This window comes from Mesorhizobium sp. M0626 (assembly GCF_040320665.1).
Lineage (GTDB): Bacteria > Pseudomonadota > Alphaproteobacteria > Rhizobiales > Rhizobiaceae > Mesorhizobium.
In genome coordinates, this window is sequence record NZ_JAMYQD010000046.1 from 1 (window position 1) to 10973 (window position 10973).

The 10973-nt window shown below is 58.7% G+C and carries 11 protein-coding genes; 4 read left to right on the forward strand and 7 right to left on the reverse strand.

Going from position 1 to position 10973, the window contains the following annotated elements; translation table 11 throughout:
* Together NKI37_RS31540 and NKI37_RS31545 are read left to right on the forward strand one after the other, a co-directional pair.
* Positions 1–279: phage holin family protein (locus NKI37_RS31540; protein WP_352794067.1), on the forward strand; the 279-nt coding region annotated here is incomplete at its 5' end.
* On the forward strand, positions 276–1118 hold the full coding sequence (locus NKI37_RS31545; protein WP_352794659.1) for a hypothetical protein: 843 nt from the start codon (positions 276–278) through the stop codon (positions 1116–1118). The genes NKI37_RS31540 and NKI37_RS31545, both read left to right, overlap by 4 nt.
* Positions 1119–1265: 147 nt before the next feature.
* Here the strand turns inward: NKI37_RS31545 and NKI37_RS31550 are convergent, their stop codons facing one another.
* The 6 genes from NKI37_RS31550 to NKI37_RS31575 form a co-directional block, all read right to left on the reverse strand.
* Entirely contained in the window at positions 1266–2897 is a 1632-nt protein-coding gene (locus tag NKI37_RS31550; protein ID WP_023686074.1) for an ABC transporter ATP-binding protein, read from the reverse strand.
* The gene (locus NKI37_RS31555; RefSeq protein ID WP_352625198.1) at positions 2887–3663 is read right to left on the reverse strand and encodes an ABC transporter permease; all 777 of its coding nucleotides are present in this window, start codon (positions 3661–3663) and stop codon (positions 2887–2889) included. Before NKI37_RS31555 ends, NKI37_RS31550 begins: the two co-directional genes overlap by 11 nt.
* A gap of 104 nt (positions 3664–3767) precedes the next feature.
* On the reverse strand, positions 3768–4814 hold the full coding sequence (locus tag NKI37_RS31560) for an ABC transporter permease (protein WP_023673826.1): 1047 nt from the start codon (positions 4812–4814) through the stop codon (positions 3768–3770).
* 87 nt (positions 4815–4901) lie between these two features.
* Complete coding sequence (locus NKI37_RS31565; RefSeq protein ID WP_352791792.1) at positions 4902–6509, reverse strand: ABC transporter substrate-binding protein; 1608 nt, start codon at positions 6507–6509, stop codon at positions 4902–4904.
* Between the two features lie 121 nt (positions 6510–6630).
* Positions 6631–6984 (reverse strand): Rieske (2Fe-2S) protein, encoded by a 354-nt coding sequence (locus NKI37_RS31570; protein ID WP_023673824.1) that lies wholly within the window; start codon positions 6982–6984, stop codon positions 6631–6633.
* A gap of 11 nt (positions 6985–6995) precedes the next feature.
* Positions 6996–8078 (reverse strand): amidohydrolase family protein, encoded by a 1083-nt coding sequence (locus NKI37_RS31575; RefSeq protein ID WP_031194312.1) that lies wholly within the window; start codon positions 8076–8078, stop codon positions 6996–6998.
* Positions 8079–8207: 129 nt separating this feature from the next.
* On the opposite strand from NKI37_RS31575, the gene NKI37_RS31580 reads away from it, so the two are divergent.
* Positions 8208–9065 (forward strand): LysR family transcriptional regulator, encoded by an 858-nt coding sequence (locus tag NKI37_RS31580; protein ID WP_023673822.1) that lies wholly within the window; start codon positions 8208–8210, stop codon positions 9063–9065.
* A 90-nt stretch (positions 9066–9155) separates the two neighbouring features.
* Entirely contained in the window at positions 9156–10232 is a 1077-nt protein-coding gene (locus NKI37_RS31585) for an FAD-binding oxidoreductase (RefSeq protein WP_031204576.1), read from the forward strand.
* 526 nt (positions 10233–10758) lie between these two features.
* On the opposite strand, the gene NKI37_RS31590 is transcribed toward NKI37_RS31585, so the two are convergent.
* On the reverse strand, positions 10759–10973 hold a 215-nt coding region (locus NKI37_RS31590; RefSeq protein WP_352791794.1), incomplete at its 5' end, for a transposase.

Genomic DNA, 10973 nt, shown 5'->3' on the forward strand with positions numbered 1-10973 from the left:
CTTACCAAAGCCGGAGCAGGTGCCGCGGAAGTGCTGGGCGGCGCGATTTGCCTGCTCGCCGCGCTCTTGGTGTTGCTGCAGGCGCTCATTATCGCGCTGACGCGGGCAGGGCTTGGCGCGGGGTGGTCTTCCCTGCTGGTCGGTGTGGTCGTGGCGGTCCTCGGCGTCATCCTGCTGCGGACCGGGACGGCCAGCATGGCGCCTTCGGAACTTACCCCCGACCGGACCCAGGGACAGCTCAAGCGCGACGCGAGCGCGATTAAGGAACAGGTGAGATGAACGAGAAATCCGCAGGCGAACTTGAACGCGAGGCCGAGGCTGCTCGCGCTCGGGTGATGGAGACCGCCGAATCCATTCGAGGCAAGATGACGCCTGGACAATTGCTGGATGAGTTCACCGGGCTGTTCTCGGGAGGGGAGAGCGCGGCCATGCTCAGCAATCTCAGAACGCAGGTCCGAGACAATCCTTTGCCGGTCACCATGGTGGGCGCAGGTCTGGCCTGGCTGATGTTCGGCAGCGGTACCTCAAACACCGCCCACCGTTCGGCTGGCTATCCATTGCCTCCAGCGCCGGGACGACATGATGTAGCAGGGGAGCGCGGCGGCTTGGGCGGCACGCTCTCCGACGCCGCGGAATCGCTCTCCTCGAGCGCTGCCAGCGTCGGCGACACCATATCGAGCACCGCAAGAGCCGCTGCGGCGGGTCTGACGGGAAGCGCTGCCAATGCAAGCTCGACGACTGGGGACATGGCGGCGAAAGCCAGCCGCTCCGCGCAAGATCTGTTGGAGGATCAACCCTTGGCCGTTGCGGCCGTCGGTCTCGCCATCGGCGCCGCTATAGGTGCAATTCTGCCCCATACCGCAACGGAGGACGAGCAACTAGGCGCCTATGGCGACAAGCTTCGCGATTCCGCCGAAACTTTGCTCGACAGGGGCCTCGATGAGGCCAAGCAGGTCGCCGCCGACGCCTATGAGACCATCAAGCAGGAAGCTGCACGGCAAGATATGGAAGCAGACACGATAGCCGATCAGCTCGGCGAGATCGTGAAGTCCACAGCAGACAAGACCGAGCATGCCGTGCGCGAACGTATTTCCGATACGCCTCAGCGTCAAACCTAGCCTGATGGTCCTGGATCAGCGATAGACGGTTCCAGAAGGCGTGCATAATAGTCGCGCTGATCGCTGCGCGTGGAGCTCGATCATGCCCTTCAAAGCACGTGGAAGATGGGCGGACGGGGACTTAATTCCTGACCACCTTGCAACCTGTCAGATTTTCCGACTGGCCAGCAATCTTGTCAGCCAGTCAGGATCCATTTCGGGAACAGAGGACAAAAGCCGTTCGGTGTAAGCGGCATGCGGAGGTGTGAGAACCACGCTCTTCAATCCCTGCTCGACGACTTTGCCGCCGTGCATGACGACAATCTCGTCTGCTATCGCGCGCACCGTGGCAATGTCATGGGTAATGAAGATGTAGCTCATCCCGAGTTCACGCTGTAGGCGCATCAGAAGCTTGAGGATCTCCTCCTGCACAATTTGGTCGAGCGCGGATGTGATCTCGTCGCAGATGATAAGCTCCGGTTCGGCAGCCAATGCCCGCGCAATGCAGACGCGTTGTTTTTGGCCACCTGATAGCTCGCCAGGTAGACGTTCCAGAAAATCCTCGCTCATCTCGACCATGTGCATAAGTTCGCTTATCCGGCGATCTCTCTGCGCGCCTTTGAGGCCGAGGTAGAATTCGAGTGGCCGCTCTAAGACTTCTTCGACCGTTTGGCGCGGATTAAGGGCGTTGTCGGGCATTTGATAAATCATCTGGACGCGACGCAGGACCTCCTTGGGCCGCGCCTTCAGGCTCTTGGAAAGGAGCTGGCCTGCGAAAGAAATCGAACCCGAACTTGGCGGCAAGAGTCCGGTAACGACTCGAGCGAGCGTCGATTTCCCAGAACCGGATTCGCCGACCACAGCGACTGTTCTTCCGCGCGGAACCTTGATGGAGACATCCTGGAGCACCTTGACCCCTCCGGCATAAGCCGCGGTGACGTTGTCTATCGTCAAGAGATAGTCATCGGCTGGAACTTCGGGCTTGGCGAGCTTGCGGACTGCCCAGAGCGTCCTCGTATATTCCTGGCTGGGGGAGGCCAGCATCTGGCGTGTGTCAGCCACCTCCACGGTAACTCCGTGTCGCAGAACCATGATGCGATCCGCCATTTGCGCCACCACCGCCAGGTCATGCGTTACGTAGATTGCAGCAGTACTGAATTCCTCAACGATGTTGCGAATGGAGGCAAGGACTTCAACCTGCGTGGTCACATCGAGCGCCGTTGTTGGCTCGTCGAATATTATGAGGTCCGGTCGACAAGCCATTGCCATCGCTGTCATGGCCCGTTGCAACTGCCCGCCTGAGACCTGATGAGGATAGCGAAAGCCTATGCTCTCGGGTTCTGGGAGCTGAAGACGCCGATAAAGATCCACGGCGCTCCGGTTCGCCTCTTCCCGGCTGACGATTCCATGCGCCACCGCGGTTTCGATGGTTTGTTCCAAAAGCCGATGTGCCGGATTGAAGGAGGCCGCCGCGCTTTGCGCGACATAGGCAATGCGGGAGCCCCGGAGACGACGGCGCCCCTTTTCATTGACTGCCAGGAGATCAATCCCGTCGAACAGGACCGAGCCCTGTGTGATCCGGCAGCCCGGTTTGGCATAGCCCATTGCGGCAAGGCCAATGGTGGACTTGCCGGCGCCTGACTCGCCGATTAGGCCAAGAACCTCCCCCCGCTTCAGCGTAAGATCGATCCCGCGGACGATGGGATGCCACTGTTCGTCCGAGGATCCCTCCACATGCAGATTGCGGATTTGCAGTAGATCCTTTCCTTTTTCGCGTGAGCCTGGATCGCTACTTTTCATCCCGCAACCCGCTTGTTGCGTGCAGGTACCAGTCCACAACGAAATTTACGGATACGGTAAGAAGAGCTATCGCGCCGGCCGGAAGCAGCGGCGTGACATCGCCGTAAGTGATCAGGGTTGCGTTCTCGCGCACCATTGATCCCCAATCGGCCGTCGGCGGCTGAATACCGACTCCGAGGAACGACAGCGCCGCGACTGTCAGGAACACGAAGCAGAATCGCAAGCCGAACTCGGCGACCAGTGGAGGCATGACATTGGGAAGGATTTCATTGGCGATGATCCATCTCGGTCCCTCGCCGCGCAATCGCGCCACCTCGACATATTCCATCACGGCCACGTTAAGCCCAACGGCGCGAGAAAGCCGAAAGACACGGGTGGAATCGAGAAGCGCAATGATAACAATCAGGCTGGTGATCGACGAGCCGAAGATCGACAGAAGCACCAGCGCGAAGATCAGACTCGGGATCGACATCAGCACGTCCACCGCACGCGACAAGATCTGGTCGAGCCACCCCCTATACAATGCGGCAAGGAGGCCGAGCGACACGCCTACCGCGAAGGAGAGCAATGTAGTCGCGACCGCGATAGCGATGGTGTTGCGCGCACCGTAGATCAAGCGGGTGAGCATGTCGCGGCCGAGCTGGTCGGTTCCCAATTTGAATTCCTGATTCCACGGCGCGAAGGCTTCGCTGAAGACCTGCGTCTCGCCATATGGGGCTATCCAGTGCGCGAAGACCGCAACAAGGACGTAGCCAACGATCACCACGATGCCGAACCATGCACTAAGCGGTGCCTTCTTCAGCGCTGTTGTCGCCCGGCTGGCACGCGAGCGCCTCAGCCTCTGAACCGCCGCGATAGATTGGGATCTGGTCATCGAGGGTGCAAGAGCCTGGGGTTGGTGGCGATGGAAATAATGTCGGCCAGCAGGTTGAGAAGGATGTAGGTCGCGGCGAAAATCAGGGCACAGGCCTGGACAACCGGAACATCCCTGGATTTTACCGCATCAACCATCAGTTGGCCGATCCCGGGATAGACGAAAACGACCTCGACCACGACCACTCCGACGATGAGATATGCCATATTGAACGCCACGACAGTGACGATGGGAGCCCAGGCATTGGGCAGGGCATGCCTCAGCACGATCACCATCGGGGACATTCCCTTGAGGCGCGCCATATCGATGTAGGGGCTTGCGAGCATGTTGATGATGGCCGCTCGGGTCATGCGCATCATGTGGGCCACGATCACGAGTGTAAGGGTGATTGCCGGCAGCGCCACTTTCCAGAGGTGCTCCCAAAATGGGGTCTGATCGTTCACATTCGACAATGTCGGAAATTTGGGAACCGCATTAAGTGCCCAGGTCAGTGAGATACTGAGCCAATGGGGCAGGGATTGAGCGAAATCGGATGCAATGAACGTGTCGCGCGAGATCACCAGGTAGGCGAGCATATAGGCGACGAAAAACTCCGGGAACGAAATAGTTGTCAGTGTCACGGCATTCACCAGCCGGTCGAACCAGCCGTTGCGGTACAGCGCGGCGAGAATGCCAAGCCCAAGCGCCAGCGGAACCGCTATCAGCGCGGTCACCGCTGCAAGAAACATCGTATTGTAGAGGCGTGGCGCGATGATCTCGGCCACGGTACGCCGATATCCGGTGCGGCTCGCGAACGAAGAGCCGAAGTCGCCGTGAAGCATTTGCGCGACCCAGACGAAATAGCGCTCGACAGGCGGACGATCGATGCCGATTTCCCGCTGAAAGGCGGCGACCGTTTCGGGCGTCGCCGACTGCCCGAGCGTGGCCTTGGCGAAGTCGCCCGGAAGCATCGCGATGGCAGAGAAGATGATGATGGACACGATGAACAAAGTGACCAGGCCGAGGCCAAGGCGCTGCAGAACCGTTCTTGCGACGGGGTTCATGTGAGTGCCGTCTCCCTTTGGGCGGCAGTCCTGCACTCGGAGCAAGCCGACCGGAGCCTCACAACCATCGTGGCCCCGGCCGCCTTTTCATGCCGTGGCGATCCACCAGCGTTCGGCCATTTTCAGTCCATCGTTCTCCCAGTTGGGCGCCACTTCGCCATGTGCGAGCTTTTTGGATTGGGCGCTGACGAAATTGTTGAAGACCAGCACGATGCTGCCGCCATCGTCGTGGGTCAGTTGCTGCATCTCGGCATACATTCCCGCTCGCTTGGCCTCGTCCGTCTCGGCCCGCGCCTTAACAAGCAATTCGTTGAAATGGGGATTTTTCCAGAACGACTCATTCCAGCTGGAGTCCGCGGCGAAGGCTTGCGTGAACATCCAGTCGGCCGTCGCTCGACCGCTCCAATAGGATGCGCACCAGGGTTTCTTGAGCCAGATATTGTCCCAATAAGCGTCCTCGGCCTCCCGCACGACATTGACGTCGATGCCGCATTGGGCTGCCGTCTCGCGAATGAGCGAAGCCGCATCCACCGCGCCTGCAAAAGCGGCATCGGCGACCGAGAGATCCACCTTCAGGTTCTCCATTCCGGCCTTTTTCAGGTAGTGCTTGGCTTTTTCCGGATCGAAGTTGTGTTGCGGTTGCGGATCCTTGGCGAATTTGATCGCTGGCGCGATCGGGTTGTCGTTAGCCACGGTGGCGTGGCCGAGAAAGATCTTGTCGACGATTTCTTGGCGATTGATCGCCCATTTCAATGCCGTTCGCACGTCTGGATTATCAAACGGCGCCATCGCGGCATTCATCGGCAAGGTATAATGTCCGTAGCCGGTGACCTCGACGATTTCCACCTTCGGATTGCGTTTCAACATGCCGAGGGTCTTGAGGTCGGCGCGGCCGATATAGTCCACCTCGCCCGTCGACAAGGCCGCCATGCGAGCGGCAAGATCAGTGATGGCGATGAATTCCACCTCGTCGAGATAGGGCTTGCCGTTTTTGAAGTAGTTTGGATTGCGCTTGAGTTTCGCCGAAACGCCGGGCTGGAAATTCTCAAGGAGGAAAGCGCCGGTGCGAACCCCTGAAGCCCAGTCCGCCTTGCCGTCCTTGGCTGGCATGATGACCAGATGGTAGTCACTCATGATGTAAGGGAAATCGGCGTTGCCGCTCTTGAGCGTGAAGACCACCGTTTCCGGGCCGTCGGCCTTGATCCCGGCGACGGACTCCAACAGCGACTTCGCCGCCGATTTTGTGTCCTTGCCCATGTGATATTGCAATGACGTCACGACGTCATCCGCCGTCACAGTCTTGCCGTTGTGGAAGGTTGCGCCTTTGCGCAGCTTGAAGGCCCAGGTCTTGGCCCCATCCGAAGATTCGAAGCTCTCGGCGAGGTCCGGTTGGACATTGCCTTTGGCGTCGACCTCAGTGAGGCTGTTGGATAGCGAGCCCGAAAACGCGGTTTGTGTGAACGTATCGGGGTAGCCGGCCGGATCGATTGAATCCGTCGTCGCGCCATGAGCCATGCCGAGCTTGGCGAAGCCGCCGTGCATCGGTTCGGCACGCGCCCTGGCGACGAAGAGCGTGTCGGCGGCGGCGACCGTCAGGCCTGCGGCTATCCCAAGATGAATGAAGTCGCGGCGGGAAACTTTGTCGCCACCGACCAGGCTTTGCGCGAGACCAAGCTTGTATTCAGATTCTGACATTTGACTCTCCCATTGCGGAGTTCTCCGCGTTATTTTTTTCAAGCACCTGCGAACAAATCTGCTAGTTGGCTTCGGCCATCTTTCTTCGAATTTTTCCAATCCCAATCGGCTTTTGGGCCAATCAGGCCGTCACATAGATGCTGCCGGCTTCGACGGTGACTGGAAATGTGCGAGCGCGAATGGACGGATCGACCAAGGCTTCACCTGACTTGATGTCGAATTCCCAGCCATGCCAGGCGCATCGAACGATCTCGTTTTCGCGATGATAGATGAATTGCGCTTGTTCAACGGGCGCGGTTGTCCCGCATTGCGGTCCCTCGCAAAGTGGAGCGCCGCGGTGCGGACAGACATTCAGCAGCGCGTGGAATGAATCTCCGATGCGGAAAATCCCGACCGAAAGGCTGCGGATCTTGGCGATAAACGGAGATCCTGTTTCGATCTCGTCGACGCGGCAGATATATGTCTTCTCGGGCATCGTATGCTTCCTCAGGCAGCATTCGCGGCTTGCGCACGGGGGATGCGTTTGTAGACTTCCAACGCATTCAGTCCCATGATCTTGCTCTTCCAGGCAGGAGGGATTTGCAGCGTGTTGGCATCGTCGTAATCCCAGTGCGGATAGTCCGACGCAAACATCAGCGTGTTTTCCCCGTCCATCGCTTCGAGCGTGGACCAGAGATGTTGGATGTTTGCAGGTTGCTCCAGCGGCTGCGTGGAAAAGCGGATGTTGCGCCGGCAATATTCCGATGGCAGCATCTTCAGCCATGGCGTCTCTTTACGCAGCGCTTTGTAGTCGGCATCCAGGCGCCACAGGACCGACGGAACCCAGGCGACACCGCACTCGATGATCACGAAGTAGAGGTCCGGCCACTTCTCGAAGACGCCATGGGCGATCATGCTTGCCACGTGCGACATCGCGGACATGTGCAAAATGGCATGCGTTTCCCAGAAGAATGTCGTGGGCGCAGGCGCAATGGCAGTTGAATTCACGCCGCCATGCCCGCCCAGATGTATGGCGAACGGCAACCCTACTTCAGCGCAAGCTTCGTAGATCGGATGGTAGAACGGGTCTCCATACGGCTTGACGGACCCTTGGGAAGCGAGAACCTGGACCATACGCGGATGACTGCCCAGACGGCGTATCTCGGCGGCAGCGAGCTTCGGATCCTGTGGTGCGATGATGATCGAACCCATGAAACGATCGTCTTTCGGCAGCCATTGGTTGATCTGATAGTCATTGTAGGCGCTGACCAGGGCGCTGGCATAGTAAGGATTGGCGAGGGTCGACGCCTCGATCGGCTCATCGCCGGTGAGGATCGCCACGTCGACTTTGTACTTGTCGAGGTGCTTCTCTTTCATGATGAGATAATTGTCGGCTTCCGTCTTCGGACGGACGTCCTTGCGGGAGAAGTCCTGCGGATGAAACCAGGGGCGATGGCCATGCGGAAATGCGCCGACTGGACCTGTTTTCTCGCCCTCGGTGAACATGTCTTTCCACAAGCCGGAAAGGTATGGCGTCAACACGGTGGCGCTTGACCAGTAATTGTGACAGTCGCAATCAACTATGAACACTTTGTTCCGCTCCGTGGCCCGTCCCGGCGGTGCGCCGGCCGATGATCTGGTGCAGCTTCCCCCTTGAGTATTGTTTGATCAAGCTTATGGTAGGCAGGAACATGATCGAATTTTTCGATCGGGATTTCCATGCAGCTTGATCACATCGAAACCTTTCTCGACATCATCGAATCGAGAAATTTCAATCGCACCGCAGATCGGTTGGGCTTAACCCAATCGACAATCAGCACCCGCATCAAGAACCTGGAGAGCGCAATCGGATCTGAACTGTTCCAACGCGGACGCGCCGGGGCAGAGCCGACTGCCGCAGGGCGCCGGTTCGAAGCCTACGCAAGATCTCTGGTATCCACTTGGTCGCAGGCTCGCCACGATGTCCGGGCCTTCAACCGTTTCGAAGGCACCTTGCGCGTTGCCGCCCAAGTGGGCATGACCCGCTCAGTCCTGCCCGGGTGGGTCGAAACCCTGTGCCAAGCACTTCCGAAGTCCTCAATCCATGTCGAGTCGGATTATTCGAACCAGATGGTCAGCGACCTCAGCATGGGAAACCTGGATATCGCGGTGCTTTATGCCCCCCGCTACTTGCCTGAGATCGCATACGAGCACCTGATGGTCGAGGAATATGTAATGGTTTCGACTGCCGCCAGAAACCTGTCGGACGTCGATCCCGACACCTACATCCGACCAGGCTACACCGTCGTGCTGGAGAAAACGCACGCAGAGATGCTGGCCCAATTGGCGATCTGCCGACTTTCGACCGGATCGGAAGCTCTGGCGGAGATCATGCTCCGGCGAACGGGCGGCACTTGCTACATGCGCAGCGATGATGCGCGCAGGTTTACCGGTGAGCTTCCATCGTTCCTGGTCGAAGGAGCGCCGACCTTGCACCAGCCAGTCCATACGGCGATACTGGCACGCCGCAAACACGAACCGATCATTCGCAAAGGCATCCGTGCTCTCCATCTCGCTGTTATGTCGCTGGAGGTTTAATCGATATTCCCGATCATAACGCTGGAATAATATTGCTGTTCAGCGGGGTAAGAACTGGCATGTTCGCTCGACCTAACGCCGAGCCGCACGATGAATGCATACGCCTCCATCCAAGCCTCAGATGTCGTGCCCACCATGCGTCAGCGGCGATGGGCACAAAAGACGCGAGATATAGTGCTCTGCCGTCGCGTGATAGACGAGACGCACGATGTGAAAACATTTGTTCTCACATCTGCCGCTGGTCGGATGTTCTGCTTCAGCGCGGGCCAGTATGTTCTCGTGCACCTCAGGATCAACGGCGCCACAATAACGCGCGCCTACTCGGTATCGTCACCGCCGACGCGACCGCTTGATCTTCAGATCACCGTGAAGCGAACGCAGGGCGGGCTCACTTCCAACTGGATCCATGACCATTTGACGCCGGGCAGCGAGATCGAGATCGAAGGGCCGCTCGGTTCGTTCAATCTGGATAAATTGCCGTCGGAGAAACCTGTTTTCCTTTCGGGCGGGAGCGGCGTGACTCCGACCATGTCAATGCTGCGTGCGCTTACAGACCGCGCAGACGACAGGGAGATCCGCTTCATTCACAGCGCGAAAACCCCAGGCGACATCATCTTCCGAGCGGAACTGGAAGCACTTGCCGCTCGCTTTCCCAATGTTCAAGTGACTTTGGTTTGCGGCCAGGGAGGTCCCGCTTGGACGGGTTCAACCGGCCGAATTGATGGTCGGATGCTGCTGAGCCTGGTTCCCGATCTTCAAAAGCGCACTGTTTTTGCCTGTGGGCCCGAAGGGTACATGAAGACGGCACGCGCCTGCCTTGATGCAATAGGCTTCCCGCCAGCGCAGTATCACGAGGAGAGTTTCGGAGGCAGCAATGGTTCTCGGTCGGAATTGGGCTTGGCGATTTCGTCTTCGGTCCGTTTTGTCCGCTCGGGTGTGGAGCATCGCTGCGCGCCCGGAGAGACCCTGCTGGACGCGGCGCGGAACTGTGGCATCTACATCCCAACCGCCTGCCAGCAGGGCGTTTGCGGAACGTGCCGAATAGCCAAACTATCCGGCGAGGTTACCATGGACGATTTAGGCGGACTGAATGCTAAAGAGAAATCTGCCGGCTATGTCCTGGCATGTTGCAGCCGCCCGCGAGGGACGGTTTTGCTCGACGCTTAGCTCGGCGTTGTTGACTGTTGGAAGATTCCGTCGGCGCACGCATCGGCGTCAGGGTCTAACCCAACGGCTCGACGCTCGAAGCTGTCAGTCCGTTATCGGCCCCCAAATGAGACGTTGGAAGCATTGAGGGCAGGGGACAGTTCGTGGCGCAAACGAGATAGCAGCTCCGAGTAGTCATCGCTGTTCGCGAAACGGTCGATTTCTGGACATCGCAATGTCGGGTATGGACTAACGCGCTATCTAGGCTCGAGGACCAATTCAGGTACGCGCCTGACATTAGGTATTGAGCATAGATCCGTGCGTCCCGGAAAGCGGACGCGGCACGATCCGGGTTAGGCGAGTAAGATACGCTCGATGACGGCGGCGCGCGCGGGAACGTCGCAACCAAGGATGAAGCTGTTGCTGGAGTCGAGCGGGCATTCACGCGGCCATGCCGGAGCAGATCGGCGCTACGACGGCCCAGCAGCCTTTGTCGCGGGGGGTTGTGTGCGTCAAGTTCTGCAAAATGGGGCAGCCATGATGCTGGTCATGCGGCTTGGCGCAGAGCGAGTTTCTTGTGCTCGCGCAGGTCGTCCATGTTGATGTATCGGTTGGCCTCCATCCAGTTTTCATTGGTCTCGACGGCCAACGCCCTGACCAGGCGCATGCAGCTTTCGGTGTTGGGGAAGATGCGCACGACATAGGTGCGCCGGCGGATTTCCTCGTTGAGCCGCTCCAGCATGTTGGTGGATTTGAGATGCT

What these genes read in the sequence shown, in the direction of transcription:
- NKI37_RS31560 (WP_023673826.1), bottom strand. Translation starts at nt 4,814, where the DNA reads ATGAACCCCGTCGCAAGAACGGTTCTGCAGCGCCTTGGCCTCGGCCTG.
- NKI37_RS31550 (WP_023686074.1), bottom strand. Translation starts at nt 2,897, where the DNA reads ATGAAAAGTAGCGATCCAGGCTCACGCGAAAAAGGAAAGGATCTACTG.
- NKI37_RS31545 (WP_352794659.1), top strand. Translation starts at nt 276, where the DNA reads ATGAACGAGAAATCCGCAGGCGAACTTGAACGCGAGGCCGAGGCTGCT.
- NKI37_RS31585 (WP_031204576.1), top strand. Translation starts at nt 9,156, where the DNA reads ATGAATGCATACGCCTCCATCCAAGCCTCAGATGTCGTGCCCACCATG.
- NKI37_RS31565 (WP_352791792.1), bottom strand. Translation starts at nt 6,509, where the DNA reads ATGTCAGAATCTGAATACAAGCTTGGTCTCGCGCAAAGCCTGGTCGGT.
- NKI37_RS31570 (WP_023673824.1), bottom strand. Translation starts at nt 6,984, where the DNA reads ATGCCCGAGAAGACATATATCTGCCGCGTCGACGAGATCGAAACAGGA.
- NKI37_RS31580 (WP_023673822.1), top strand. Translation starts at nt 8,208, where the DNA reads ATGCAGCTTGATCACATCGAAACCTTTCTCGACATCATCGAATCGAGA.